This is a genomic window from Microbacterium sp. ER1 (genome assembly GCF_023383675.1).
Taxonomy (GTDB): Bacteria; Actinomycetota; Actinomycetes; order Actinomycetales; family Microbacteriaceae; genus Microbacterium.
Window position 1 is genome coordinate 161752 of record NZ_QCXO01000134.1, and the last position, 24512, is coordinate 186263.

Genomic DNA, 24512 nt, shown 5'->3' on the forward strand with positions numbered 1-24512 from the left:
CCGTCACGCCGACGGAGAGGCCGCGGCGAGCACAGCGCTCCGCAGCCAGGAGCGATAACGCTCCGGCGACCAGCCGGACTGCAGGACGAGCTGCTGGTGGCTCTCCGGCGAGAGCAGGAACGACAGCACGTCGGCGAGGGCGTCGCCGTCGTGGTCCGAGTCGACGATGCCCCGGCGCTGCAGTTCCGCCGCGAACCCCCGGTAGTCCGCCGCCCGGTTCGCGAGGATGCGCTGGAGGGCGGCGTCGACGACCGGGTCGGAGAGCGCCGCGCCCAGGAGGACCGTCCAGAGCGCATGCCCCCGCTCGTTCGCCGCGCCGATCTGCGCGATGACCGCGTCGAGGAACACGTCGTCGGGCAGAGTCGTCAGCCCGGAGCCGGCCTCGGTGTCGGCGAGGGTCTCGGCGGCCTCCGAGCCGGAGAAGGTGACCTCGAAGGCGGCGATGAGCAACTCCGCCTTCGCCGCCGTGGTCTTCACCGTCTCCGCGGAGACCCCGGCTTCCTTGGCGATCGCGGAGATCGTCGTCGCCTGGTATCCCTGCGCGTCGAACAGGCGGGCGGCTGCCGCGACGATGCGCGCACGGGTCTCCTCGGCCTGTCGGGTCCGCAGGGCGGAGCGGTAGGGGCGTGCACTCGACGTCATTGACTTTCCTCAAGGGGTGATGAATACTGCAACGGTAAAACCAACCCTATCGAGAGAGCCGCTATGTCCCGTTACCTCCTCACCTGCACTCCCGCCCACGGGCATGTGCTCCCGCTGCTGCAGGTCGCCAGGCACCTGGTCGCGGGCGGGCACGACGTCCTCTTCCTCACGAGCACCCGGTATAAGGAGCAGGTGACCGCGGCGGGCGCGCGGTTCCTTCCGCTGCCGGCGGAGGCCGACGTCGATCTCGACGATGCGAACGGCGCGTTCCCCGAGCGCGAAGGTCTCACCGGGGTGGCCGCCCTCCGCTTCGACATGAGCACTCTCTTCATCCGCCCGGGCCGGGCTCAGCTCGAGGCGGTGCGCGTGGAGCTCGCGCGGAACCGCGTCGACGCCGTCCTCACCGAACCGCTGTTCGTCGGTGCGGCGCTGCTGCAGCGGCTGCCGAAGGCCGAACGGCCCCCGGTCGTGGTCCTCGGCATCTTCCCGCTCGGCGCCCGCAGCGTCGACACGGCCCCGTTCGGGCTCGGAGTCACGCCGATGCGCGGGCCGTTCGGCCGGATGCGCAACGCCTTCCTCCGCACCGTGGCGGAGCGCGTCATCTTCGGCGGCGTGCAGAAGGAGGCCGACGCCATGGCGCGCGAGGCGGTCGGCCGCGATCTCGGCGGATTCGTGCTCGACTGGGCGGGCCGCGCCGACGCGTACGTGCAGTTCTCGGTGCCGGCGTTCGAGTACCCGCGCTCCGACCTCCCGGCGTCCGTGCACTTCGCCGGACCCCTGCCCGCGGCGTCGTCGAGCGTGCCACTGCCCGAGTGGTGGTCCGACCTGGACGGACGGCGGCCCGTGATCCACGTCAGTCAGGGGACGATCGCCAACGCCGACTTCGGCCAGCTCGTGCTTCCCACGATCGCCGGGCTCGCCGCGACCGACGCCCTCGTGGTGGTCTCCACCGGCGGCCGTCCTGTCGACGCGCTCCCGGCGGAGCTGCCGGCCAACGTCCGCATCGCCGAGTACCTGCCCTACGACCGGCTGCTGCCGGAGGTCGACGTGTTCGTCACGAACGGCGGCTTCGGCGGGGTGCAGCAGGCGCTGGCCCAGGGCGTCCCGCTGGTGGTCGCGGGGCAGACGGAGGACAAGGTCGAGGTCTCCGCCCGAGTCGGGTGGACCGGCGTGGGCATCAACCTGCGGACGAACGCGCCGAAGCCGGGACCGGTCGCCGAGGCCGTGCACCGGGTGCTCGTCGAGCCGGCGTTCCGCGACCGCGCACGGCAGGTCGGAGAGGCGATGCGCGCTGCGGACGCCTGGCAGACGCTCGACGCGGTCCTGGCCGCGGAGACCGCGAGCGGGGCCGCAGCCGACAGCTCGATGCACCGCTGAGCGCCGCGCGGGAAAGTGCATTCCCGCGCATGAACGCAACCGGGTGCAACGTCCGCCGGTATACCATCCCGGTATCGCCACGCAGCGTCAGTCCCCAGCTGACCACGGGCGGGACGGTCGAACCGTCAATGCGGAGGGAACGTCGAATTCCTTTCGATCCCGAGGGGGGATGGGGTGGGTGTCGGTTCCCCAGAACGGCACCCACCCCCACATCGGGTTCGTCGTCAGTTCCAGCGGCTGAGCATCCAGAAGACCGCGAATCCGATCACCACGACGATCGGCACCCAGGTCCCCGTGCGCTTGAGGCGCCGACCCTGCGGCGCGACCCCCGGCGGTGGGGTGATCATCCCGGCCGGCGCAGCGAACGGGAGAGGGTGGCCCCCGGGCGTCGCCGCGGCGGCGAGGCGGTCGTCGCGCCACCGCGCCCACTGGTCGAGCTTGGTCAAGAGCGCCCCCACCGTCCCGAACAGCCACGCCCAGGTCGCCGGGTCGAGCGTGGACGCGCGGCGGGGCGTGTAGAGGAACAGCCAGTCGTCGACGATCTCGACGTCGAGCTGCGCGGCGTTGTCGATGAAGCGCGCCATGATGTCGGGCGTGAAGAGGTAGAGCGCGTCCTGCTCGTAGCCGTCCGGGCAGTACAGGGTGAAGTGCTGGTCGAAGTCGCCCTCGAGCGACAGGCGCTGTGCCCGCTGGAACGAGGCCGGCAGGTTGGAGCCGAAGCCGTTGTTGCCCTTCGCGTCGAGCACGATGTTCGGCAGGGGCACATCCAGCTTCACGGCCACATAGCCCCAGCGATACGTCGTCGAGTTCTTCCCGGACTGCACCGTGTACTGGTAGTTGCCGAACTCCACGAACCGCGGATTCGTGCCGCGGACCAGGTCGGTGGCCATGCGCGAGCGGCCGAGATGGAAGATCATCCCGGGGAGCGGCGGATCGTCCACGCGCGGCTCGTACGTCATGCCGTTGGCCTGGGCGAACCGGTGCAGGCGGTACCGGGCGGTGCGCGCGTTGCGGACGCCCATCCAGATGAGCACGCCCACCCCCGCGGCCACCAGCAGGAGGAGCACGAGGGGGATCGCCGCCGCGGCGGGGGAGCCGCTTCCCGCTGCCAGCGCCACCACCACGGAGGCGAGGATCGGAAGCATCACGACCCCGGCGATCGCGACGGCCACGACGGCGATGATCGACGACACCGCCATGCCGGTCGTCCGCCGGGACCGGAGCTCCGCCGTGAAGGCGCGGACGGCGGCCGGGTCGACCGGATCGGTGAGGGGACGCGCATCGAACGACGCCGATGCCTGCGGAGACGTCATCGGTTGACCTCGTCGGCGTCCCACGTGAGGTCGGCACCCGCGCGCAGAGCCTTCGCCTCCAGACGTTCGTCCGTGCAGATGGCACGGACGAGGTCGGGCGAGCCCGCCACGATCGTGGAGTCGTAGTCGATCTCCGAGACCATCACCCAGGCGCGATCGGCGGGCCACAGGATGTTCGGGCTCTGGGCGGCGGGCGGGAAGCCGTGTTCCTCGCCGACCCGGTCGCGCCACGGCACGCCGAGCACCCAGTCCGGATCCGCGAAGGCCCTGGCACCCCCGGAGAACAGCACGTAGTCGCGCCCGGGAAGCTGCAGCCGGGGCCCTTCGGAGATCTCGCGGGAGAGGATGCCGTCCTGCCAGGTGGGCTTCCGGAAGACGTTGTTGAAGGGGTCGTGCGTGCTGCGGTCGAGCATCGCCTGATGGTGCGGGTCTTCGCTGAACGTGAGGAAGACACGGGACGGCCCGTCTCCGAAGAAGCCGACCAGACCGCCGAATCCCTCCCAGAGCGCGACGACCCCGTCGTCCGGTGTCGCGGTGTGGGCGGCGAGGTGCCCGCCCAGGACCGTCACGAGGTCGCTGTCGAGCGCGCCCTCCATCGGCGCCGTGAACTCGCGGCCGTCCGGAGCGATGCGGGTCCGCCAGTCGGCGTCGACGGGAGTGCGCACGATCCGGTGCCACTGCGCCTCTGCGTGCATCGTCGTGCCGAAGGCGGCGGTGGTGTCCGCCCAGCTGACGCGCACGTCGGAACCCGCCGCCGTGGGACTCTCCCGCACCGTGGCGGGATGGAAGATCCGGGCGTACGCGGGGAAGCCGCGGGGGACGACCGCGTGCATGCTCCCCAGACCGTCGTCGAGGGTCTCCCGCAGCCACGCGCCGACGCCGGGGTCTGCGATCCACTCCATGCGACCACGGTACCGGCCGCGTCCGACGACGCGAGCCGCGGCCGTCGATCCCCCATAATCGAGGGGTGACTGCCACCGCCACCCTCCCCTCCCTCGACGGCCGACGCTTCCGCATGGTCTCGTCCACGACCTCCGCCGTCGACCCCGACGCCCCCAGCGTCTTCGAGTACTTCGAACGCGACGGCGCGATCTGGGGCGGCTACGAGGGCGACACGGTCACCTTCGGGAAGTTCGTCGGCACGCGCACCGGCGACACGATCTGGGTCTCGTTCGTCCATGTGCTCAAGGCCGACGGCACCGTGGTCACCGGCGATGGCGAGAGCGAGCTGGAGCTCACCGACGACGGCCGCATCCGTCTGGTGGAGCACTACGAGATGCACGGCCTCCCGCAGCTCAGTGTCGTCGAGGAGATCCCGGCCGCCTGACTCAGCGCGGCGGGAGCGCATCCCGCCCGGGCGAGGCGGGCGTCCATCGCGTCATCCCGAGCGGAACCTCCGTCTGCCGCTCCGGCAGGTCTCCGGGAAGCAGGTAGGGCCGCCGGATGACCTCGTCGAGCACGACGACGCTGACCACCGTCCGCACCTCGGGAAGCTGCGCGATGACCCCCGTCGAGAACTCGTGCACACCGCTCACGTCGACCGCGCGGATGAGCAGCATCGCGTCGTGCTCCCCCGTCGTGATCGCGCACCACTCCACGTCCGGCATCTCGATGATCCGCTCCCGGAACGAGGCCCAGGCCTGCGGCATCACGGTCACGAAGACGAGGGCTCCGATCGACAGCCCGGCCTTCGCCTGATCCACGCGTGCGCTGAATCCGGTGATGACGCCGTCGTGTACGAGCGACTCGACCCGCGTGTACGCGCTGGCGCGCGAGATGCCCACCTTCTCGGCCAGCGCGGCGATCGAGACGCGACCGTTATCGCGCAGCACATCGAGGATTCTGTACGCCGTCTCATCCAAAGGGGCGGCACTTCGTCCAGATTGCTTCGACGGATCCGCGTCCTTGCTGGACATATTGCTCCTCACATCCGAGGTTCTCGACAATGCGTGCCTGTGTGACGCGCACTTGCTGGACACATCGTCGCATATGATGCGAATCTGATCCCCGGTCGTCCACATCGGTGGCGACCGGACCCGAATGTACTCCTCGCCCTTGGAGGCCCTGATGTCGTCACGCCGTATCACGCCGGTCATCGCGCTCGGAGCCGTCGCGCTCCTGGCGCTCGCAGGTTGCTCGGGAGGGAACTCGGCGAACACCTCCGAGTCGTCCCAGGGCTCCGACTCCCTCGTCATCGACACCGCGTTCTCGATCGAGACGGCCGACCCGGGTCACACGTACGACCCGACCGGCAACATGATCGCGAAGGCGCTGTACGAGACCCTCGTCGACTTCGAGGGCTCCGACGTCTCCACTCCGGTCCCGGGCCTCGCGTCGTGGGAGCAGAACGACGAGGCGACCGAGTTCACGTTCACGCTCGAGGGCGACCGCGTGTTCTCCGACGGCTCGCCCGTCGAGGCGAAGGACGTCGTGTTCTCGCTGCAGCGCATCCAGGGGATGGAAGACGCCAAGCCGAACTTCCTGCTCGGCGGCCTCACGATCGAGGAGGTCGACGACAAGACCATCCGGTTCACCTCGGAGACCCCGCTGCTGCAGCTCCCCGCGATCCTCGCGAACCCGGCGCTCGGCATCGTCAACGCCGACGTCGTGATGGAGAACGGCGGAAGCACCGACGGCTCCGACAGCGCCCAGGGCTTCCTCGACGGCGAGTCCGCCGGATCCGGCCCGTTCGTGCTGGACACGCTCGACCTCAGCTCGCAGGTCGTGCTCACGCGCAACGAGGAGTACAACGGCGACGAGGAGTCGGCCTACAGCCGCGTCGTCGTGCGCAACGTCTCGGAGAGCGCGACGCAGCTCGCCAACCTCAAGGGCGGCGACTCGATGGTCGCGATGGATCTCAACGGCGACCAGGTCGCCGGTCTCGGCGACGACATCAGCGTCGACTCGGTCCCGTCCGGCCAGACCATCTTCCTGCTGCTCAACCAGGGCGAAGCCGGCGGTGACCTCGCGAACGTGAAGATCGCGGAGGCCATCCGCTACGCGCTCGACTACGACGCGCTGCTCGAGCTCGCCGGCGCCGGTGCCGTCCAGGCGACCGGCGTCATCCCGCCCGGGTTCGAGGGTGCCCTCGACAGCGGCGTGAAGCAGGACCTCGACAAGGCGAAGGCCGCGCTGGAGGAGGCCGGGTACACCGGTCAGACCCTCAAGCTCCAGTTCCCGAACGACTACCCGGTCGGCGGCGTGGAGTTCACCCCGCTCGCGGAGCGCATCCAGGCGCAGCTCGAGGACGCCGGCATCGCCGTCGACCTGGCTCCGGCACCGTTCGCGACCGAGCTCGACGCGTACGTCAACGGCACCGAGGGCTTCGGCCTGTGGTTCTGGGGTCCGGACTACGCCGACTCGGCGAACTTCCTCCCCTTCGCCCCGGGTCTGAAGGTCGGCCTCCGCGCCGGCTGGGCGGCCGAGGCCAACCCGGAGATCGCGGGCATCGCCGCCGGTGCGGCCGCCGCGACCGACGCCGAGCAGCGCACCGAGGCCTTCACCGAGTTCGCCGAGGCCATGCAGGCCGAGGGCCCGTTCGTGCCGCTGATCGTCCCCGGTCGCAACATCTCCTCCGCCTCCAGCGTGTCCGGCGCCGTGTACAACTCCGTGTGGGAGATGGACATCGCCGAGATCCAGCCGGCCGGCTGAGCGGATCGCCATGACGACAGTGGCCGTGCAGAGGCAGGCGCAGCGGCGCCGCTCGCCTCTCGTCGGATACCTGCTGCGGCGGGCCGGGACCTCTCTGCTCCTGTTGGTGGGCGTGACGATCGTCACGTTCGCGCTCACCAACCTGGTGCCGGGAGACCCGGTCTCGGCCGCGCTCGGTGAGGGCGCGTCGCAGAACCCCGCGACGCGCGAGGCGTTCATCAAGGCGAACGGACTCGACCAGCCACTGTTCGTGCAGTACTTCATCTATATGGGGAACCTGCTCCGCGGGGACCTCGGCACGTCGCTGGTGACCGGACGCCCGGTCACCAGCGACCTCGCCACCGCCGTGCCCGCGACCATCGAGATCGCGATCGGCGCGATCATCGTCAGCCTCGCGGTCAGCATCGTGCTCGGCACCCTGGCCGCCTACCGCCGCGGCCTCGTCACCGACCAGGTCATCCGCGTCGTCACGCTCGTCGGGCTCAGCGTCCCGACCTTCTGGCTCGCTCTGGTCAGCTTCTACGTGTTCTTCCTGGAGCTGCGGATCGCCCCGGGTTCCGGACGCATCTCGCCGTCGATCACCCCGCCGCCGCGCGTGACCGGGCTCTACACGGTCGACTACCTGCTCAACGGCGACGCGGTGGGCTTCTTCGACGCCCTCGCGCACCTCGCGCTTCCGGTCATGGTGCTCTCGCTCGTGACCATCGGGCTGCTCACCCGCTTCATCCGCACGTCGGTGCTCGAGGTCCTCGGCAGCGACTACGTGCGCGCGGCCCGGGCCAAGGGCCTGCCGGCGATGCGCGTCATCATCGACTATGTGCTCCGGGGCGCCTCGCTGCCGATCCTCACCGTGGTGGGTGTCGCGTTCGGGGCCCTGCTCTCCGGAACCGTGCTCGTCGAGTCGGTGTTCGCCTGGCCGGGGCTGGGCACCTACGCCTACAACTCCGCCGCCAACCTCGACCTGCCCGGCATCATGGGCGTCGGTCTCGTGGTCGGCGTCATCTACCTCCTCATCAACTTCATCGTGGACCTGCTCTACGGCGTGCTCGACCCGAGAGTGAGGATCGCATGAGCCGCATCGCCGCAGCGACCCCCGCCGGACGCTTCCGCTTCCGCTGGCCGCGTGCCTGGCGCACTCCGCTCGGCATCATCGGCACCGTCATCGCCGGTGCGTGGATCATCGTCGCCTTCACCGCGCAGTGGTGGGTGCCCTACCCGCCGAACGCGCAGGTGCTGCCGCGCCTGCAGCCGCCGGGCATCGACACGATCCTCGGTACCGACGGCAACGGCCGCGACATCTTCTCCCGGTTGATGACCGGCGCGACGGTGAGTCTGCCGCTCGCGCTCATGCTCGTGATCGCCGCCCTCATCATCGGTACCCTCGTCGGTGCGGTCGCCGGGTACTTCGGGCGCGCCGTCGACGAGACGCTCATGCGCATCACCGACCTCTTCATGGCCTTCCCGACCGTGATCCTCGCCATGGTGGTCGCGGCCTCGCTCGGCCCCTCGCTGTTCAACGCCGTCATCGCCGCGATCGTGGTCTCGTGGCCGCAGTACGCCCGCGTCACCCGCAGCATCGTGCTCGGTCTCCGCGGGCAGAACTATGTGATCGCCGGGCGCCTGCTCGGCCACTCGCCGCTGCGCACGCTCTTCGTCGACATCCTGCCGAACATCGCCGGCCCGGTCCTCGTGCTCGCGACGCTCGACATCGGCGCGGCGATCCTGCTCCTCTCAGGGCTCTCCTTCCTCGGTCTCGGTGCGCAGCCGCCGACGGCGGAGTGGGGGTCGATGATCTCCGGGGCGATGCAGAACTTCGACGCCTGGTGGCTCGGAGTCTTCCCCGGCCTCGCGATCCTCACCGTGGTGCTCGCGTTCAACTTCCTCGGCGACGCGATGCGCGACGTGCTCGACCCGACCGCCGAGATCACACACGAGAAGCAGGCGGAGCACACCGCCTCCGCGACGGGGGTGCCCGCATGACCGCGCAGAGCACGGCGACGCTGAGCATCCGCGACCTCACGATCGACATCGGCCGTCCGCTGGTGAAGGGCGTGTCCCTGGAGCTCGAACCCGGGCGCATCCACGGCCTCGCGGGGGAGTCGGGCTCCGGTAAGACGCTCACCTCCCTGGCGGTGCTCGGCCTCCTGCCGCGACAGGCGAAGACCGGCGGCTCGATCCTGCTCGCGGGGGAGGAGCTCGTCGGTCGCAACCGCCGGGGGCTCAACCGCGTCCGCGGGAAGCGCATCGCGATGGTCTTCCAGGACCCGTCGGCCTCGCTGCACCCGCAGCTGCCGGTCGGCCGTCAGCTCACCGATCACATGCGCGTGCACCTCGGACTCAAGGGCGCCGCTGCGCGCGAGCGGGCGGTCGAGCTGCTCCAGACCGTGCAGGTGCCGAACCCGGCCGAGGCCCTGAAGCGGTATCCCCATCAGTTCTCCGGCGGACAGCGGCAGCGCATCGCGATCGCGTGCGCCCTCGCGTGCGACCCGGAGGTGCTGCTCGCGGACGAGCCGACGACCGCCCTCGACGTGACGGTGCAGGCCGGCATCCTGAAGCTCCTGCGCGACCTCGCGACCGAGCGGAACCTCGCCGTGCTGCTCGTGACCCACGACCTGGGCGTGATGAGCGCGATCGCGGATACGGTCGCCATCATGAAGGACGGCCGCATCGTCGAGCTCGCCGATCGGGAGACGCTCTTCCGCGCTCCGCAGCACGAGTACACCCGCATGCTGCTCGCGGCCCTGCCGGGGTCGCGCATCGACGAGAGCCCCGAGGAGGCTGCGGATGAGTGAGGTCAGCGTCCTCGACGCCCGCGACGTGGTGGTGCGGTACCCGGGCACCCCGCCCGTGATCGCGGTGAACGGCGTCTCGCTGAGCGTGGCGGCGGGGGAGACGGTCGCCCTCGTGGGCGAGTCCGGCAGCGGCAAGTCGAGCCTGGCCCGCGCCGTCGTCGGCATCGAGAAGACCGCCGCCGGGACCGTGTCGTTCCGCGGCGCCCCCGTCGCGCCGCTGGGGATCCGTCGTCGTGACACGGCGCTCACCGGCATCCAGATGGTCTTCCAGGACCCGGCGACCTCGCTGAACCCGCGCCGGCGGATCGGCGACCAGATCTCCGACGGCATCGCGACCGCCCGTGCGCGCGGTGCCGCCGGCTCCACCGTGGAGGAGTGGCTGGAGCGGGTGGGACTGCCCGCCGAGGTGCGCACCCGCTTCCCGCATCAGTTCTCCGGCGGCCAGAAGCAGCGCATCGCGATCGCCCGGGCCCTCGCCGCGCGGCCCTCGCTGCTCGTGGCCGACGAGCCCATCTCCGCCCTCGACGCGTCCACCCAGACGAGTGTCGCGGGACTGATGCGCGATCTCGTGGCCGAGTCCGGCGCGGGGATGCTCTTCATCTCCCACGACCTCGCCGTCGTGCGCCGCATCGCCGACCGCACGTTCGTCATGTTCGGCGGGAGGGTGCTCGAATCGGGGCCGACCGACGAGCTCTGGGCGGCGCCGCGGCACCCCTACACGCAGGCGCTGCTCGCTGCGATCCCGGAGCCGGACGGCACGGGCCGCATCCCCGATGCCCCCTCCGCCGACGACCGCGCGGTCTGGGCCGAGGTTCCTCCCGTCGCCTACTGACGCCGAATACGGCGAAGGGCCGGAGCGTGCGCTCCGGCCCTTCCGTGTGTCTCGTCCGATCAGAGCGGCGCGACGATGTCCTGCTTCACGTCCCACTCGGTGATCTCGAGGGCGACGTCGACCGACTGTCCCTGGACGGTCGCGGAGCTGGTCGAGGCGAGGTTGACGTAGTCCTCGGTGACCTCGAACACGACCTCGACCGGCGTGCCCGCCTGCTCGACGGTGCCGCTGACGAGGTAGACCTTCTGGCCGAGGCGCTCGCCCGTGCCGGTCACGGTGAAGTCACCCGTGATGGCCTTCGCCGTCTCGGCGGGGTCCATCGCGGTGACGTCCTTCGCGGTGGTGCTGAGGCCGGCGATGATGGGGTCGCTCGACGACGGGTCGGCGGCCTGCCAGTCGCTCGACGGCGACTTCACCCAGACGTCGTCGCCGATCGCGACGATCGAGCCCATCGGCGAGAGCGACTCCAGCGCCTTCTCGGCCGGGTTGAAGCGCGTGGTGGACTCCATGCCCATCACGACGGTCTTGGCGGCGTAGCCGGCGGTGTCGGTCATGGCCTCGGCGATGCAGGCGCCGAGCGCGGAGCCGTCGACGGTGGCGCCCTCGGCCAGTTCGGGGCAGTCGCTGGACGGCGCTTCGGCCTCCTGCGATGCGGCACCGCTCGGCTTCGACTCGGCCGGCTTCTCCGACGCTCCCGCCGAGCATCCGGTGAGCATGACGGCGGCGGCCAGCACGACGCCGACCCCCCACTTGTTGACGCGCATGGCGCCCCCCTCCAGGTCCGTGCCGATGACCGTCACCAGGCACGCCCTCCAGCATGCCAAGGCCGCGCGGGAAGTGCGGGAGGCAGCTCCGAGGAAACTCCGCTAGACTGTCGAGGTTGTCTGCCTTCCGGCGTCCATTCGGTCTCCTGGGGCGGGCACGTGCACACACCCTCCTGCTCCCGGGAAAGTCCCGAGAGCCGTTCTAGTCCGAAGGAGGTGGGTAAGTGACGCACCAGTACGAACTCATGGTCATTCTGACCCCCGAGATCGACGAGCGCCAGGTCGCCCCGACGCTCGACAAGTTCCTGAAGGTCATCACCAACGATGGTGGCTCTATCGAGAACGTCGACATCTGGGGCAAGCGCCGTCTCGCCTACGAGATCCATAAGAAGACCGAGGGCATCTACGCCGTCGTCAACTTCACCGCGACCAGCGCCGCCACGCAGGAGCTCGACCGTCAGCTCAAGCTGAACGAGCAGATCATGCGCACCAAGGTGCTCCGCGCCGAAGAGGCTCAGGCGATGATCGCTTCCGAGGCCAAGCGCTCCGAAGAGAAGGCTGCCCGCAAGGCCGCCAAGGCTGCGAAGGCCTAAGTCTCATGGCCGGCGAAACCGTCATCACCGTGGTGGGCAACCTCACCGCCGACCCCGAGCTGCGCTACACGCAGAACGGGCTGCCGGTGGCGAACTTCACCATCGCATCGACGCCTCGCAACTTCGACCGTGCCGCGAACGAGTGGAAGGACGGCGAAGCGCTGTTCCTCCGCGCCTCGGTGTGGCGTGAGTTCGCCGAGCACGTGGCGGGCTCGCTCACCAAGGGCATGCGCGTGATCGCGCAGGGTCGTCTGCGCCAGCGTTCCTACCAGGACCGTGAGGGCAACCAGCGCACCGCGATCGAGCTGGAGGTCGACGAGATCGGCCCCTCGCTGCGGTACGCGACCGCGCAGGTCACCCGTGCGGCCTCGGGCGGTGGCGGCGGGGGACAGTCCCGTCCCGCGCAGCAGCAGCAGGTGTCGGAGGAGCCGTGGTCCACGCCCGGCTCGTCGACCAGCGCCGATGCCTGGAGCACTCCGGGCAGCTTCGGCGACGACACCCCCTTCTGAAAACACTTCTTCACGGGTGGGTCCCTGAGCTTGTCGAAGGGCCGCACCCCGCTCATCACTAAGGAAAAGCAATGGCTGGAAAGTCGAGCGGCGACCGCCGCAAGCCGCGGAAGGGCGCGAAGAACGCCGCTCCCGCGAAGTCCATCCGGGTCGGCGTCATCGATTACAAGGATGTCGCCACCCTCCGCAAGTTCGTCTCGGAGCGCGGCAAGATCCGCGCCCGTCGCATCACCGGTGTGTCGGTGCAGGAGCAGCGTCTGATCGCCACCGCGATCAAGAACGCGCGCGAGATGGCGCTCCTGCCCTACGCTGGCGCCGGCCGGTAAGGGGTACTGAGATGGCAAAGCTGATTCTCACGAACGAGGTCGCCGGGCTGGGTAGCGCCGGTGACGTGGTCGAGGTCAAGAACGGGTACGCCCGCAACTACCTCATCCCCCAGGGCTTCGCTACGGCGTGGACCCGTGGTGGCGAAAAGCAGGTCGCGTCGATCCAGGCCGCGCGTCAGGCACGCGCGATCCACGACCGCGACGAGGCTGTGGCCCTGAAGAACACCCTCGAGGGCACCAAGGTGCGTCTCGCGGTGAAGGCCGGCAAGGAAGGCCGTCTGTTCGGCTCGGTGAAGACCGCCGACGTCGCAGAGGCCGTCACGGCTGCGGGCCTCGGCTCGATCGACAAGCGCAAGGTGCACATCCCCTCGCCCATCAAGGTGACCGGTGAGCACGAGGCGACCGTGCGTCTGCACGAGGACGTCACTGCCGTCATCACGCTGCAGGTCGTCGCCGCCAAGTAAGGCACCCGACGGGCGCGCGCCTGTCGAACGGAACGCCCCCTGTCCTCCGGGACAGGGGGCGTTCTGCATCGGGACGAGGTGAGGATCAGGCGACATTTCTCATACGCCGACGCAACATGCTGTGCTGTTGGCTCGATTCCATGGTGACACCTCCCCCCTTCCCGACATCCAGAGCGCCCTGGGGCGATGCCGCGAAGGGGCTGCTGATCGTCCTCGTGGTGTTCTGGCACGTCGTGCTGAAGACCTACCTGCAGGTCGACTGGCGGCTCGGCATCCCCCTCCCCGGAGCCTGGGGTCTCGCGAGCGACCTCATCTGGCCGTTCCTCATGCCGTTGTTCCTGTTCCTGTCCGGGTACTTCGCCTCCGCGGCGCTGGCCCGACCGTGGGCCGTCGTGTTCCGTCCCCGCGTCGTCCGCTTCCTCTACCTGTATCTGCTGTGGAGCCTCATCCACGCCGCCGCGATGTGGGCATTCCCGGACTTCCCGACGTTCGTGCCGCGGAGCGTCTCCGCGTTCGTGGAGGGGGTGACGATCAGCCCGCCGAACACCTGGTACCTCTACGCGCTCGCGCTGTACTTCGTCGTCGCGAAGGGCCTGCACCGACTGCCGCGCGGCGTCCTGCTGGTGGGTGCCGGCATGCTCTCGGTGACGGTGGCCGCCGGACTGGTCGACGTGGTGAGCAACCGCGGATCGCTCCTCTACAACCTCTTCTTCTTCCTCGGAGGTGCATACCTCGCGCCGCGCATCCGTCGCTTCACCGCTCGACCGCGACCCGCACTCGCCGGGGCCCTGATCCTCGGGTACCTCGCCGCCTACGCCGTCATGCGCGTGACGGGCACGGAGACCGTTCCCGGGGTGTGGCCGACCGTGTCCGTCCTCGGGGTGGCGATGGGAATCGCGGTCGCCCCGATCCTCGCGGGCCTCCCTCTGGTCGGGCGGGGTCTGCAGGCGCTCGGCGTCCGCACCCTGCCGATCTACCTCCTGCACATGCCGCTGCTCGCGCTCGCCGACGCCGCGCTCGTGGGAGTGCTGTCCGACGCGGGGCAGGCGGTGCAGCTGATCGCGGCCCTCCTGCTCCCGATCGTGCTCACGGCGGGTCTCGTCGCCGCGTGCATCGGCCTCGATCGGCTCACCGCTCGCGACGGACTCGCCTGGCTGTGGGATCTGCCTCGTCGGCGGGCCGCGGTCGACGGCGCGCCACGCAGAGTCCCCTGGCGGACCCCGGTCGCGGTGCTGGCACTGCTGGGGGTCGGCCTCGCCGTCACCGCGGCAGCGGCGATCCCCGCTCGGCCTTCCGCGATCATCGACCGCGCCGCCACCAGCGAGGGAGAAGTCAGCATCGGCGCCGTGGGCGACATCCTGCTGTACGACGCGTCGCGCGGAATCCCGGCGGATCGCGGGCGATCGACCTTCGACGAGGTACGCCCCTGGTTCACCGAGGACCTCGTCACCGGCAATCTGGAGCAGGTGATCGCGGCGGACACCGGCGTCGACAAGTGCGGCGGGAGCGACCACTGCCTCGCGTTCCGCAGCGAGCCGGATGCCGCTGCGGCGCTGCGCGGCTTCGACGTGCTCAATCAGGCGAACAACCACAGTCACGACTTCGGCCGGGAGGGCGTCGACGAGACGAGGGCCGTTCTGCGCGCGGAGGGCATGGACGCCGTCGGGGACCGGAACGAGGTCGTCGTGACGAGGGTCGGGGAGACCACCGTGGCCCTGGTCGGCTTCGCGCCGTATGGGGGATTCAACCGGGTCACCGACCTCCGCCACGTCGGTCAGGTCGTGCGTGCGGCGGCGGGGCAGGCCGACCTCGTCGTCGTCCACGCGCACATGGGCGCCGAGGGACCGGAGGCCGACGCGGTCACCGGGGGGACCGAGCTCAGCTTCGGGGAGAACCGGGGCGATCCGCAGGCGTTCGCGCACGCGGCCGTCGACGCCGGGGCCGATCTGGTGGTCGGGCACGGCCCGCACGTCGTCCGGGGTGCGGAGCTCTACCGCGGCCGCCTCATCGCCTACAGTCTGGGCAACTTCGCGGGAGGGGGCGTCTTCGGGGCCGAGGAGGAGACGCGCTTCGGCGCCTACCTGTCGGTCCGTCTCCGTGCCGACGGAACGTTTCTCGGCGGACAGGTCCGCTCGATCCGCTTGGCGGCCGACGGCGGCGCCCCGGAGCCCGATCCGACCGGTCGGGCCGGCGCCCTGATGGACGAGCGCGGCCGGCGGGACTTCCCGGGCAGTGCTGTCGTCGTCGACGCCGACGGGTCGATCGTCCTGCCGTGAGGATAGGCTGCTGGCCATGACGGACGACGTTCGCAATGTGCACGAGGCCCTGTCCACCATCCACGAGCACTGGCAGCCGCACCGGCTGACGAGCGTCAACGACTACGACGTCAAGGTCGTGAAGCTGCAGGGCGAGTTCGTCTGGCACACGCATCCCGAAACCGACGAGCTGTTCTTCGTGGTGAGCGGACGCCTGACGATCCAGCTCCGCGACCGCGACGTCGTCCTGAACGCGAACGACGTGTTCGTGGTGCCCCGGGGCGTCGAGCACTGCCCGAAAGCCGAGGAAGAGGTGCACGCGATCCTCTTCGAGCCGAAGGGCACGGTCAACACCGGAGACGCAGGTGGCGACATGACGGCGGAGCTCCAGGAGCTCGGCTAAGCCCCCGCATCGCGTCCCGTGCGTCCGCAGAACGGGCGCACGGATGCCCCGCGGTGGGGGGACCACGGGGCATCCGCCGATTGCGCGGCGGTCACGCCCGGCAGAGGAAGCGCAGCGAGGGCTGCACCGCACGTGCGGACGCTGCCGCGCACCGGCGGGGGCGAGTCTCCTCCCCCGAGGACATCGCCACCGCCGGGGCTCAGCGCCTACGCCGTGCGACGGCGCAGCAGGCCCGCACCTCCCAGCAGCAGGAGAGCGGCGAGGGCCCACAGCCACGGGGCCGAGGCGCCACCGGTCATCGCGAGGCCGGTGGCCTCACCCGTCGCGGCGGCACCCGCAGCCCACGGCATGCTGGTGATGCCAGCTCCGGTGCTCGGCGTCGTTCCCGGGTTCACTCCGGGGTCGGTGCCGGGGTTGGTGCCGGGGTCCGTGCCGGGGTTGGTGCCGGGGTCCGTGCCGGGGTCGGTGCCGGGGTCGGTGCCCGGGTCCGTTCCGGGATCAGTGCCCGGATCCGTGCCCGGGTCCGTTCCGGGGTTCGTGCCGGGATCGGTCACCGTGCTTTCGCCGACGACGGAGATCGCGTTCCCGCCGATCGTGAGGGGAAGCGTCACGGGGAGCTCCAGCTGAGTCCCGCCGAGGATGCTGTCGTCACCGCCGGTGGTGCTGCCTCCGGTCGCGGGTGCGGTCGGGGACGTGGTGCCGCCGGTGGTGCCGGTGACGGTGGCGTCGTCGGTGACGGAGATGGCGTTGCCGGTGACGCCGATGGGGGCGGTCACGGGTGCGACCACCTGGGTGCCGCCGAGGGTGCTGTCGTCGCCGCCGGTGGTGCTGCCTCCGGTCGCGGGTGCGGTCGGGGACGTGCCGCCGGTGGTGCCGGTGACGGTGGCGTCGTCGGTGACCGAGATGGCGTTGCCGGTGACACCGATGGGGGCGGTCACGGGTGCGACCACCTGGGTGCCGCCGAGGGTGCTGTCGTCGCCGCCGGTGGTGCTGCCGCTGGCCGCGGGTCCGGTCGGGGCCGCGGTGCCGCCGGAGGTGCCGGAGGCCTCGCTGTCGCCGAGGATCGAGATGGCGTTGCCGCCGACGGTGACCGGGGCCGTCACCGGGGCGACGACCTGGGTGCCGCTCGCGGTGCCGTCCTCGCCCGAGGTGCTCGACCCGGTCGCGGGTGCGGTCGGGGTCGCAGTGCCGCCGGTGGTGCCGGAGGCCTCGCTGTCGCCGAGGACCGAGATGGCGTTGCCGCCGACGGTGACAGGAGCCGTCACGGGTGCCACGGCCTGCGTGCCTCCGAGGATGCTGTCCCCACCGCCGGTGGTGCTCCCGCCGGCCGCGGGTGCGGTCGGGGCCGTGGTGCCGCCGGTGGTGCCGGTGGCCTCGCTGTCGCCGAGGACCGAGATGGCGTTGCCGCCCACCGTGACCGGGGCCGTCACCGGGGCGACGACCTGCGTGCCACTCGCGGTGCCGTCCTCGCCCGAGGTGCTCGACCCGGTCGCCGGGGCAGGCGCCGGTGCTGCGGCGCTCTCCCCCTCGGCGGCCGACTCGGAGTCACCGAGCAGCGAGATGGCGTTGTCGGATACGGTCACCGGGGCGTTGACCGCCACGAGAGCCTGGGTGCCCGAGAGCACACCATCCAGGCCGTCCGTGTCGAGGGAAAGCACCCCGGCCGCGTCAGGGGCCTGGGGAGCCGCGCTCTGGGGAGGAGCGGCGGCCGGGGTGCTGGTCGTGGAGTCTTCGGTGAGACTGATGGCGTTGTCCATCACCGTGACGGGAAGGTTCACGGTCACCACGGCTTGCGTGCCGGATGCCGTGCCCTCCGCGCCGCTCGTCTGCGGAGCGGGGGCGGGAGCGGGAGCCGGGGCAGGCGCCGTGGATGCCGCGTCGCCGAGCACGGAGATCGCGTTGTCGACGACCGTGATCGGGGCGGTGATGGGTGCTACGGCCTGGGTGCCGGAGAGCAAGCCGTCGTCTCCGGACGTCTCGGCCGCATTGGCGGCCGTCGCGCCGAGCAGGGTGATCCCGCCGGCGATGAGCGTGCCCCAGAGGACGCGCTTCGCGTAGGTACGCATGATGGTTCTCCTGACGTGACTGGTGTGTCTGATGGGATGCACGCGAGGAAGTGCGCGCGCAGCACGGCATCTGTCATCCGGGTGGGATGACGCGACAGTCCGTCAGTCGGGAGAAACGTCGGTGTCGGCGACGGGGGCGCCCGGAAGGGCGTCGTCCCGTGCGCCGGCGGCCCGCTCCCCAGCACGGAGCGGGGTGGCGCCGATCTCGCTGAGGCGAGCGGGGGCGCTGGCGGAACCTCCGGCCGAGGTGGCGGAGGAAGAGGCGGGGGCGGCCGGAGCGGCCGGAGGAGCACCGAGCGGCACCGGAGCGGCGTCACCGGCGCCGGCGTCCGAGGAGTCGGTCGCGGAGACCGGGCCTGCAAAGGAAGCCACGGTACGGAGCGCAAAGTGCTGGCCCGTGCTCGGGGAGGCCGACGGTGCGGGCGCAGGCTCGGGAAGCGCGGCGATCTCGTCGCGCGCCGTGGTCACACCCGCGGGGACGGAGCCCTCCGGGGTCTGCGGTGCGGCCGGCTCGAGTGGCGTGAGCACCTCGACGACCGGCGGAACGGTCTCATCGACGACGCCGCCGATCAGGCCGGTCGTGCCATCGACGACGCCGACGACGTTCTCGACCAGGTCGATGGCGCCGGAGTCGACGACGATGCCGCCGACCAGCGGAAGGCCGCCGACGAGGTCGAGCACGGGCGCCGTGATCTGTGAGACCGGTGCAGAGCCGAGCACGTCGGTCACGGGCTCGACGACCGTCTCGGTGGTCTCGGCGACCGCCTCGAGCACCGGGGCCGCGGTGTCTCCGACGACCGGGACCTGCGTCACCGTCTCGGTCACCGTCTCGACGACGGCGGGAGCGCCCTCCTGCACGGGAGCGACGGTGTGGGTCACGACCGGAGCCACGACCTCGTGCACCACGGGCGCGACGACCTCCTGGACCACCGGAGTCGCCACCTGGTTCACCACCGGAGCCACGACGTCGTTCACGACCGGCTTCGTCACGGCGGTGACGGTCTCGGATACGACCGAGGTGAGGCTGTCGAGCGGACCCTTCGGCTGCTCGTCCGCGTGCGCGGAGCCGCCGCCGGTGAGGACGGTCAGGGCTGCCCAGGCGAGCGCGCCGATTCCACCCCAGAGGACGGCGTGGGGTACGCCGCGTCGGGTGGTCCGAGCGTCCACGTCGTCCTCCCCCTCCGAAGGTCCACGGGTGTGTCGATGGGAGGCAGAATACTCGCGGACCCCCTGTCTGTCCAGGGGCGTTTACATCCGATTCTTCTCGTGTCAGATCGTGACGCGCCCGGCGGATTTCCGGCTTGACTTTCCCCAGGTTCTACACATGCCCCCTCCGGAGGGGAAACCTTCAACGCGCAATTTAAACTCGTTTTCATCCACAGGGTGGGGAAACGATGAAACCCCGGTCAGGGCAGTAAAAAAGTTCGGTGTTCACACCGTCCACCGGGTTATCCACACCTGTTCTGCACAGACACTCCGAGATTGTCCGCACGCTGTCCACATGGTTATCCACAGGCCGTGTTGCACCGTGTGGAGACCGCTCATAGCGTGGTCGAGCGACCGAATGTCGGGGGCACCTGCTTGTCTGGGGATGGCCGCCGCGCGGCCGCGGTCCCCCGCACCGGCATCCGCAGATGCGCGCGCGGGGCCCGCCTCAGAACCGTCGCATCGAAGGGAACACAGTGTCGATCGCCGACATCTCCGAGGAGCGCCTGGGAGGGCAGCGTCCGCCCGAGCGCACCCCTCCGCACGACCTCCTCGCCGAGCAGAGCGCCCTGGGCGGCATGCTCCTGTCGAAGGACGCCGTCGCCGATGTGATCGAGACGCTCAAGGGCGCCGACTTCTACATTCCCAAGCACGAGCTCATCTTCGAGGCGATCCTCTCGCTCTACTCCCACGGTGAACCGACCGACGTCGTCGCGGTCACCGACGAGCTGATCAAGACCGGTGAGCTGAACAAGGCCGGCGGCGCCGACTACCTGCACACGCTCACGTCGATCGTCCCGACCGCGGCCAACGCCGGCTACTACGCCGGCATCGTCTCCGAGCGCGCGATCCTCCGCCGCCTCGTCGACGCCGGGACGCGCATCGTCCAGCTCGGCTACGACGGCCAGGGCGACGCGACCGACATCGTCAACAACGCGCAGGCCGAGATCTATTCGGTGACCGGCTCGGAGACGGCCGAGGACTACGTGCCGCTCACGGTCGCGGTCGACGCCGCGGTCGAGGAGATCGAGGCGGCCAACGGCCGCGACGGTTCCATGACCGGCATCCCCACCGGCTTCCGCGAGCTCGACGAGCTCACCAACGGCCTGCACGGCGGGCAGATGATCGTCGTCGCCGCGCGACCCGCGATGGGAAAGTCCACGCTCGCCCTCGACTTCGCCCGTGCGGCCTCGATCGGGCACGACTTCCCCTCGATCTTCTTCTCCCTCGAGATGGGCAAGAGCGAGATCGCGATGCGTCTGCTCAGCGCCGAGGGGGCGATCCCGCTGCAGAACATGCGCAAGGGAACGCTCGACCCGCGGGACTGGACGACGGTCGCCGCCACCCGCGGCCGCATCAACGACGCCCCGCTCTACATCGACGACAGCCCGAACATGACGCTCGTCGAGATCCGGGCGAAGTGCCGACGGCTGAAGCAGCGGGCCGGTCTGCGCATGGTCATCATCGACTACCTCCAGCTCATGACGTCGGGTAAGCGCGTCGAGTCCCGTCAGCAGGAGGTCTCGGAGTTCTCCCGAAGCCTCAAGCTCATCGCCAAGGAGCTGCAGGTGCCGGTCATCGCGCTGTCGCAGCTGAACCGTGGTCCCGAGCAGCGCCAGGACAAGAAGCCCGCGATCAGCGACCTGCGAGAGTCCGGATCGATCGAGCAGGACGCCGACATGGTCATCCTGCTGCACCGCGACTCGGTCTACGACAAGGACGTCCGTCCCGGCGAGGCCGACCTCATCGTGGCCAAGCATCGTAACGGTCCGACCGCGACCATCACCGTCGCCTTCCAGGGGCACTACTCCCGGTTCGCAGACATGGCGCCGGGCGGCGACTTCAACTGATCCCCGGCGTCAGCTTCCTGCGTCGGACGCCGACTCCTCGCGGAGGCTGAGCCGGACGTGGCAGGAGTGCGCGCTCGTGAACGGGATCACGCGTTCGATCTCCACGGGTCCGCCGGCTCTCGCCAGCACCGACTTCATGAGCTCCTCGTGCACCCGGCAGACCACGGTCTGGTCATCGGTCAGCAGCGTGTGGAAGCGGCAGGGGGAGAGGTCGACGGTCATCGCCTTCTCGTCGATGTTGGGCTGCAGGCCCACGTCGTCGAGGTGATGGAACAGTGCGTCGAGCTGATGCGTCGCGGCCTCGGGCAGGCCCGATCGCGTCGCCGGGAGCACCGCGCGCATGAGGTCGCCGTGGCGGATCGCCTCCTGAACCCGCCGTTCCTCGATCTCATTCGGCTCACTCGGCAGCACGGGGGAGAAGCGGAGGCGCGGTCTTCCTCGGCGGCCCGTGTGCTCCACCTCGGACCGGGCGAGACCCTCACCCTCGAGCACGCGGAGGTGGTCGCGCAGGGTGTTCACGTGGAGGCCCATGCGGAGGGAGAGCTCGGCGAGGCCGATTCCCGGAGTGTCCATCAAGGCGGCGAGAACCCGCAGCCGGCTGCTCTGCATGAGTCCGCGGTAGGCGTCGGTAGGACGTGGCATGTTACCCATTATCCCCTGAGCGCAGAGCGAGGGGCCGATTTCCACGGTCACCCGCCGCCGGGGGTGCGGATCGCCCGGTTAGCCTGAGGCCATGACGGGTGGACGCACGGTGACGGCGCTGCGCCTGCTGCTGCCCGCTTTCCTGCTCGGGGCGATCATCGCGATCTCGTTCCTGGAGGCACCGCTGAAGTTCCTGGCTCCCGGAATCACGATCCCGCTGGGTCTCGGCATCGGTCGCCTCGTGTTCACCGCCCTCAACGTCCTCGCGGGAGCGGTGCTCCTCGTGTTGACGGCGGTCAGCGTCCGTGCCCGTGCCGGGCGTTCCTCGGCTCTGCTGCTCGGCGGGCTCTGGCTGGTGTTCCTCGTCGAGGTCATCGTCATCCGCCCGATCCTCAATCGGCGCAGCGACCTCGTCATCGCAAGGCAGGAGGCTCCGGGAACCGACGGCGCGCACTACGCCTACATCGTCGCGGACGTGACGATGGTGGTGCTGCTCGTGGCGTTCCTCGTGGTCACGGTGCGCGCGGTGCTGCCGCCGCGCGCGTCCTCACCGACGACCGGCGTCTAGGACGCGTCGGACGCCGCGGATTCCAGCAGTCGGCGCGCGCTGTCCCGAGCCGTCGCGAACGGCTCCGCGAACGTCCCCATGCCGACGGTGACGATCGCGCCTTCATAGAGGAGCATGAGCGTCTCGGCGAGCCGGTCCGGGTCGTGGAACCCGGCCTCACCGCAGAGCTCAGCGAAGACCGCGAGCAGCCACTCCTTCTCGCGACGAGCCTCGGCGAGCACCAGCGGGGCGTCCCCGGGGCCGTCGATCTCGGCGCGCGCGTTGATGGCGCTGCATCCCTTGGTGCTGTGGTCCGGCACCCAGGAGATGGCGGCATCGAAGATCGCGAGCACGCGGGCGTGCCCCGGCTCCGGGACCCGTGCGAGGTGAGCGGCGACGTGATCCCGCCAGCGGGCGTCCCGGTGCTGCAGGTAGGACACGACGAGCGCTTCCTTCGATCCGAAGCGGTCGTACAGGGTCTTCTTCGTCATCCCGGCCGCAGCGGCGATGGTGTCGACCCCGACGGCGTGTATGCCGCGCTCGTAGAAGAGGTCGGAGGCGGCGTCGAGCACGCGGCGCGCCCCGGGCGTCAGCGGCGGCAGCTCCGGCACGGTTGTCGACATGCAGCGAGTATACCAACCTGTATAGTGACGGGATGAGTAAACAGATCGGTATACTCTCCCGGGTCGTGACCGCGGGTGCGGCGGTGGCCTTCGTCCTCACGTGGAGCTCGGGATTCCTCATCCCCGCGGTCGCCACCGCGGACGTCGACCCGCTGACGCTCCTGGTCTGGCGGTTCACGCCCCTCGCCGTCCTGCTCGTGACCCTTGTCGCGGTGTCCGGAGCGGCGAAGGGGATGACCGCGCGGGAGCTCGGTGTCCAAGCGGTCATCGGAGCGCTCACCCAATTCGGGTACTGCGCTGCGGTGTACGCAGCCGTCGCCGCAGGGATCGCCACCGGCACCGTCGCGCTGATCGACGCGGTCCAGCCGCTGCTCGTCGCCGTGCTGGTCGGGCCGGTGCTGGGCCTCCGTGTGCGCGGCGCCCAGGTGTGGGGACTGGTGATCGGGGCGGTGGGGGTGCTGCTCGTGGTGCAGTCCCAGTTCGGCGCGGGCTCCGCGCCGCTCGTCGCGTATCTGCTTCCGGCGGCGGCGATGGTCTGCCTCGTGATCGGCACCCTGGTGCAGCGGCGGACGGCCGTGCGTACGGGGGTGCTGCTGACCCTGACCATCCACGTGAGCGTGACCGCCGTGCTGCTCCTCGTCATCGCCGCGCTCGCCGGGGCACTCGTTCCGCCGGCGCGACCGTCGTTCTGGATCGCCGTGGTCCTGACCGCCGTCTTCCCCACGCTCGGCGCCTATGGCCTCTACTGGTGGCTACTGCGCCGGGTCGGCATCACCGCACTGCAGGCGCTGCTCTTCCTCGTCGCCCCGGCGACCGCGATCGGCGGGGCGCTGCTGCTCGGCGAACCCCTCACGGCGATCACGCTCGGCGGGTTCGTGCTGTGCGGCGCCGGGGTGACCGCGGTGCTCGTGAGCGAGGCGCGGAACCGGGGCGCAGAGGTGGAGGGAGGCTCCGCGATGCCGGGTCAGGGCCGGACGCGGACCGCCCGGCCCTCGAAGGTCACCACATCGCCGTCGCGGAGCTGACGCCCGCGGCGCCGGTCCACCTCGCCGTTCACGGTGACGTAGCCGTCGATGATGACCTCTTTCGCGTCGCCGCCCGAGTCCAGCAGTCCCGCGAACTTGAGGAACTGGCCGAGGCGGATGACCTCGCCGCCGATGGAGACCTCGTCGATCGGATCGGAGTTCGTCATCCTTGCATGCTAGCCGTCAGGGCCGCGGTCACTCGTCGACGTCGGTGCCGACGACCGCGAACGAGGCGTCGAAGGAGATGTCGATCGAGCGGTTGTCCGTCGTGAGGACGGAGGCGTCGTAGGGGCTCACGTCGTCGGATTCCACATCGAGGTCGGTGATCATCCCCTCGGCCTCGGCGAGGGCGGCGTCGACGAGAGTGCGGATGGTCTCCTCGTCCAGCGTGAGAGTCGGTCCCTTGTCGTCGTCGTCTGCGGCGTCGGTCGACACCACGGTCGCGGTGAGGTCGTCGTCCACGCGCACCTCGGTCTCGTCCCCGGCGGACGTGGTCAGCTGCACTTCCCACGTTCCGTCGCGCTTCGCGTCGATCGAGGTGACCTCGCCCTCGGCGGCGTCCTGGGCGGCGGCGGCGATCGCGAGGAGCTCGTCGACGTCGTCGGTGCCGATGCCGGTGACAGGGCCGCGGT

General features: G+C 70.4%; 27 protein-coding genes. 16 read left to right on the plus strand and 11 right to left on the minus strand.

Going from position 1 to position 24512, the window contains the following annotated elements; genetic code table 11:
* Positions 1-3: 3 nt before the first annotated feature.
* Positions 4-642, minus strand: a complete 639-nt coding sequence (locus tag BV453_RS09360; protein ID WP_249521437.1) for a TetR/AcrR family transcriptional regulator — start codon at positions 640-642, stop codon at positions 4-6.
* 63 nt (positions 643-705) lie between these two features.
* Between BV453_RS09360 and BV453_RS09365 the strand changes: the two genes are divergently transcribed.
* Positions 706-2019, plus strand: coding sequence for a glycosyltransferase (locus tag BV453_RS09365; protein ID WP_249521438.1), 1314 nt, complete (start codon positions 706-708; stop codon positions 2017-2019).
* Between the two features lie 224 nt (positions 2020-2243).
* Here BV453_RS09365 and BV453_RS09370 read toward each other — a convergent pair whose 3' ends face one another.
* Both BV453_RS09370 and BV453_RS09375 read right to left on the minus strand, forming a co-directional pair.
* Positions 2244-3332, minus strand: a complete 1089-nt coding sequence (locus BV453_RS09370) for a DUF3137 domain-containing protein (protein ID WP_249521439.1) — start codon at positions 3330-3332, stop codon at positions 2244-2246.
* Positions 3329-4234, minus strand: a complete 906-nt coding sequence (locus BV453_RS09375; RefSeq protein ID WP_249521440.1) for a hypothetical protein — start codon at positions 4232-4234, stop codon at positions 3329-3331. Before BV453_RS09375 ends, BV453_RS09370 begins: the two co-directional genes overlap by 4 nt.
* 65 nt (positions 4235-4299) lie before the next feature.
* Between BV453_RS09375 and BV453_RS09380 the strand changes: the two genes are divergently transcribed.
* Positions 4300-4659 (plus strand): hypothetical protein, encoded by a 360-nt coding sequence (locus BV453_RS09380; protein WP_231729533.1) that lies wholly within the window; start codon positions 4300-4302, stop codon positions 4657-4659.
* A 1-nt stretch (position 4660) separates the two neighbouring features.
* On the opposite strand, the gene BV453_RS09385 is transcribed toward BV453_RS09380, so the two are convergent.
* A complete protein-coding gene (locus tag BV453_RS09385) occupies positions 4661-5248 on the minus strand; it encodes an Lrp/AsnC family transcriptional regulator (RefSeq protein WP_234024180.1) in 588 nt (195 codons plus the stop codon).
* A 151-nt stretch (positions 5249-5399) separates the two neighbouring features.
* On the opposite strand from BV453_RS09385, the gene BV453_RS09390 reads away from it, so the two are divergent.
* Genes BV453_RS09390 through BV453_RS09410 form a run of 5 tightly spaced genes read left to right on the plus strand, consistent with a single transcriptional unit; the run spans position 5400 to position 10607 of the window.
* Positions 5400-6983 carry an ABC transporter substrate-binding protein gene (locus BV453_RS09390; protein WP_249521441.1) on the plus strand — a complete coding sequence of 528 codons (1584 nt, stop codon included), beginning with the start codon at positions 5400-5402 and terminating at the stop codon, positions 6981-6983.
* Positions 6984-6993: 10 nt separating this feature from the next.
* On the plus strand, positions 6994-8055 hold the full coding sequence (locus tag BV453_RS09395) for an ABC transporter permease (protein ID WP_025102820.1): 1062 nt from the start codon (positions 6994-6996) through the stop codon (positions 8053-8055).
* The gene (locus BV453_RS09400; RefSeq protein ID WP_025102819.1) at positions 8052-8963 is read left to right on the plus strand and encodes an ABC transporter permease; all 912 of its coding nucleotides are present in this window, start codon (positions 8052-8054) and stop codon (positions 8961-8963) included. Before BV453_RS09395 ends, BV453_RS09400 begins: the two co-directional genes overlap by 4 nt.
* Entirely contained in the window at positions 8960-9775 is an 816-nt protein-coding gene (locus BV453_RS09405; RefSeq protein ID WP_025102818.1) for an ABC transporter ATP-binding protein, read from the plus strand. The genes BV453_RS09400 and BV453_RS09405 overlap by 4 nt, the downstream gene beginning before the upstream one ends.
* Complete coding sequence (locus BV453_RS09410; protein WP_136051264.1) at positions 9768-10607, plus strand: ABC transporter ATP-binding protein; 840 nt, start codon at positions 9768-9770, stop codon at positions 10605-10607. The genes BV453_RS09405 and BV453_RS09410 overlap by 8 nt, the downstream gene beginning before the upstream one ends.
* A gap of 59 nt (positions 10608-10666) precedes the next feature.
* On the opposite strand, the gene BV453_RS09415 is transcribed toward BV453_RS09410, so the two are convergent.
* Positions 10667-11371, minus strand: coding sequence for a hypothetical protein (locus BV453_RS09415; protein WP_249521442.1), 705 nt, complete (start codon positions 11369-11371; stop codon positions 10667-10669).
* Positions 11372-11595: 224 nt separating this feature from the next.
* Between BV453_RS09415 and rpsF the strand changes: the two genes are divergently transcribed.
* The 6 genes from rpsF (at position 11596) to BV453_RS09445 (ending at position 15921) form a co-directional block, all read left to right on the plus strand.
* The gene (rpsF, locus tag BV453_RS09420; RefSeq protein WP_249521443.1) at positions 11596-11964 is read left to right on the plus strand and encodes a 30S ribosomal protein S6; all 369 of its coding nucleotides are present in this window, start codon (positions 11596-11598) and stop codon (positions 11962-11964) included.
* Positions 11965-11969: 5 nt separating this feature from the next.
* On the plus strand, positions 11970-12473 hold the full coding sequence (locus BV453_RS09425) for a single-stranded DNA-binding protein (RefSeq protein ID WP_025102815.1): 504 nt from the start codon (positions 11970-11972) through the stop codon (positions 12471-12473).
* A gap of 71 nt (positions 12474-12544) precedes the next feature.
* A complete protein-coding gene (rpsR, locus tag BV453_RS09430; protein ID WP_017203799.1) occupies positions 12545-12799 on the plus strand; it encodes a 30S ribosomal protein S18 in 255 nt (84 codons plus the stop codon).
* 11 nt (positions 12800-12810) lie between these two features.
* A complete protein-coding gene (rplI, locus tag BV453_RS09435) occupies positions 12811-13263 on the plus strand; it encodes a 50S ribosomal protein L9 (protein WP_249521444.1) in 453 nt (150 codons plus the stop codon).
* A gap of 140 nt (positions 13264-13403) precedes the next feature.
* Entirely contained in the window at positions 13404-15539 is a 2136-nt protein-coding gene (locus BV453_RS09440; RefSeq protein WP_249521445.1) for a CapA family protein, read from the plus strand.
* 16 nt (positions 15540-15555) lie between these two features.
* The gene (locus BV453_RS09445; RefSeq protein WP_249521446.1) at positions 15556-15921 is read left to right on the plus strand and encodes a cupin domain-containing protein; all 366 of its coding nucleotides are present in this window, start codon (positions 15556-15558) and stop codon (positions 15919-15921) included.
* Positions 15922-16127: 206 nt separating this feature from the next.
* Here the strand turns inward: BV453_RS09445 and BV453_RS09450 are convergent, their stop codons facing one another.
* A complete protein-coding gene (locus BV453_RS09450; protein WP_249521447.1) occupies positions 16128-17987 on the minus strand; it encodes a hypothetical protein in 1860 nt (619 codons plus the stop codon).
* 102 nt (positions 17988-18089) lie between these two features.
* Positions 18090-19154, minus strand: a complete 1065-nt coding sequence (locus tag BV453_RS09455; protein ID WP_249521448.1) for a hypothetical protein — start codon at positions 19152-19154, stop codon at positions 18090-18092.
* 515 nt (positions 19155-19669) lie between these two features.
* Here BV453_RS09455 and dnaB point away from each other — a divergent pair.
* Complete coding sequence (gene dnaB / locus BV453_RS09460) at positions 19670-21043, plus strand: replicative DNA helicase (RefSeq protein ID WP_025102810.1); 1374 nt, start codon at positions 19670-19672, stop codon at positions 21041-21043.
* 9 nt (positions 21044-21052) lie between these two features.
* On the opposite strand, the gene BV453_RS09465 is transcribed toward dnaB, so the two are convergent.
* Positions 21053-21685, minus strand: a complete 633-nt coding sequence (locus tag BV453_RS09465) for a winged helix-turn-helix transcriptional regulator (RefSeq protein ID WP_249521449.1) — start codon at positions 21683-21685, stop codon at positions 21053-21055.
* A 91-nt stretch (positions 21686-21776) separates the two neighbouring features.
* Between BV453_RS09465 and BV453_RS09470 the strand changes: the two genes are divergently transcribed.
* Positions 21777-22253 (plus strand): hypothetical protein, encoded by a 477-nt coding sequence (locus tag BV453_RS09470; RefSeq protein ID WP_249521450.1) that lies wholly within the window; start codon positions 21777-21779, stop codon positions 22251-22253.
* Here BV453_RS09470 and BV453_RS09475 read toward each other — a convergent pair.
* Complete coding sequence (locus BV453_RS09475; RefSeq protein ID WP_249521451.1) at positions 22250-22855, minus strand: TetR/AcrR family transcriptional regulator; 606 nt, start codon at positions 22853-22855, stop codon at positions 22250-22252. The genes BV453_RS09470 and BV453_RS09475 overlap by 4 nt on opposite strands.
* Positions 22856-22887: 32 nt before the next feature.
* On the opposite strand from BV453_RS09475, the gene BV453_RS09480 reads away from it, so the two are divergent.
* Entirely contained in the window at positions 22888-23880 is a 993-nt protein-coding gene (locus tag BV453_RS09480; protein ID WP_249521452.1) for a DMT family transporter, read from the plus strand.
* Here the strand turns inward: BV453_RS09480 and BV453_RS09485 are convergent.
* Together BV453_RS09485 and BV453_RS09490 are read right to left on the minus strand one after the other, a co-directional pair.
* Complete coding sequence (locus BV453_RS09485; RefSeq protein WP_025102805.1) at positions 23820-24047, minus strand: RNA-binding S4 domain-containing protein; 228 nt, start codon at positions 24045-24047, stop codon at positions 23820-23822. The genes BV453_RS09480 and BV453_RS09485 overlap by 61 nt on opposite strands.
* A gap of 28 nt (positions 24048-24075) precedes the next feature.
* Positions 24076-24512: hypothetical protein (locus BV453_RS09490; protein ID WP_249521453.1), on the minus strand; the 437-nt coding region annotated here is incomplete at its 5' end.

What these genes read in the sequence shown, in the direction of transcription:
- BV453_RS09360 (WP_249521437.1), bottom strand. Translation starts at nt 642, where the DNA reads ATGACGTCGAGTGCACGCCCCTACCGCTCCGCCCTGCGGACCCGACAG.
- BV453_RS09365 (WP_249521438.1), top strand. Translation starts at nt 706, where the DNA reads ATGTCCCGTTACCTCCTCACCTGCACTCCCGCCCACGGGCATGTGCTC.
- BV453_RS09370 (WP_249521439.1), bottom strand. Translation starts at nt 3,332, where the DNA reads ATGACGTCTCCGCAGGCATCGGCGTCGTTCGATGCGCGTCCCCTCACC.
- BV453_RS09375 (WP_249521440.1), bottom strand. Translation starts at nt 4,234, where the DNA reads ATGGAGTGGATCGCAGACCCCGGCGTCGGCGCGTGGCTGCGGGAGACC.
- BV453_RS09385 (WP_234024180.1), bottom strand. Translation starts at nt 5,248, where the DNA reads ATGTCCAGCAAGGACGCGGATCCGTCGAAGCAATCTGGACGAAGTGCC.
- BV453_RS09390 (WP_249521441.1), top strand. Translation starts at nt 5,400, where the DNA reads ATGTCGTCACGCCGTATCACGCCGGTCATCGCGCTCGGAGCCGTCGCG.
- BV453_RS09395 (WP_025102820.1), top strand. Translation starts at nt 6,994, where the DNA reads ATGACGACAGTGGCCGTGCAGAGGCAGGCGCAGCGGCGCCGCTCGCCT.
- BV453_RS09400 (WP_025102819.1), top strand. Translation starts at nt 8,052, where the DNA reads ATGAGCCGCATCGCCGCAGCGACCCCCGCCGGACGCTTCCGCTTCCGC.
- BV453_RS09405 (WP_025102818.1), top strand. Translation starts at nt 8,960, where the DNA reads ATGACCGCGCAGAGCACGGCGACGCTGAGCATCCGCGACCTCACGATC.
- BV453_RS09410 (WP_136051264.1), top strand. Translation starts at nt 9,768, where the DNA reads ATGAGTGAGGTCAGCGTCCTCGACGCCCGCGACGTGGTGGTGCGGTAC.
- BV453_RS09415 (WP_249521442.1), bottom strand. Translation starts at nt 11,371, where the DNA reads ATGCGCGTCAACAAGTGGGGGGTCGGCGTCGTGCTGGCCGCCGCCGTC.
- BV453_RS09425 (WP_025102815.1), top strand. Translation starts at nt 11,970, where the DNA reads ATGGCCGGCGAAACCGTCATCACCGTGGTGGGCAACCTCACCGCCGAC.
- rpsR (WP_017203799.1), top strand. Translation starts at nt 12,545, where the DNA reads ATGGCTGGAAAGTCGAGCGGCGACCGCCGCAAGCCGCGGAAGGGCGCG.
- rplI (WP_249521444.1), top strand. Translation starts at nt 12,811, where the DNA reads ATGGCAAAGCTGATTCTCACGAACGAGGTCGCCGGGCTGGGTAGCGCC.
- BV453_RS09440 (WP_249521445.1), top strand. Translation starts at nt 13,404, where the DNA reads ATGGTGACACCTCCCCCCTTCCCGACATCCAGAGCGCCCTGGGGCGAT.
- BV453_RS09445 (WP_249521446.1), top strand. Translation starts at nt 15,556, where the DNA reads ATGACGGACGACGTTCGCAATGTGCACGAGGCCCTGTCCACCATCCAC.
- BV453_RS09450 (WP_249521447.1), bottom strand. Translation starts at nt 17,987, where the DNA reads ATGCGTACCTACGCGAAGCGCGTCCTCTGGGGCACGCTCATCGCCGGC.
- BV453_RS09465 (WP_249521449.1), bottom strand. Translation starts at nt 21,685, where the DNA reads ATGCCACGTCCTACCGACGCCTACCGCGGACTCATGCAGAGCAGCCGG.
- BV453_RS09470 (WP_249521450.1), top strand. Translation starts at nt 21,777, where the DNA reads ATGACGGGTGGACGCACGGTGACGGCGCTGCGCCTGCTGCTGCCCGCT.
- BV453_RS09475 (WP_249521451.1), bottom strand. Translation starts at nt 22,855, where the DNA reads ATGTCGACAACCGTGCCGGAGCTGCCGCCGCTGACGCCCGGGGCGCGC.
- BV453_RS09480 (WP_249521452.1), top strand. Translation starts at nt 22,888, where the DNA reads ATGAGTAAACAGATCGGTATACTCTCCCGGGTCGTGACCGCGGGTGCG.
- BV453_RS09485 (WP_025102805.1), bottom strand. Translation starts at nt 24,047, where the DNA reads ATGACGAACTCCGATCCGATCGACGAGGTCTCCATCGGCGGCGAGGTC.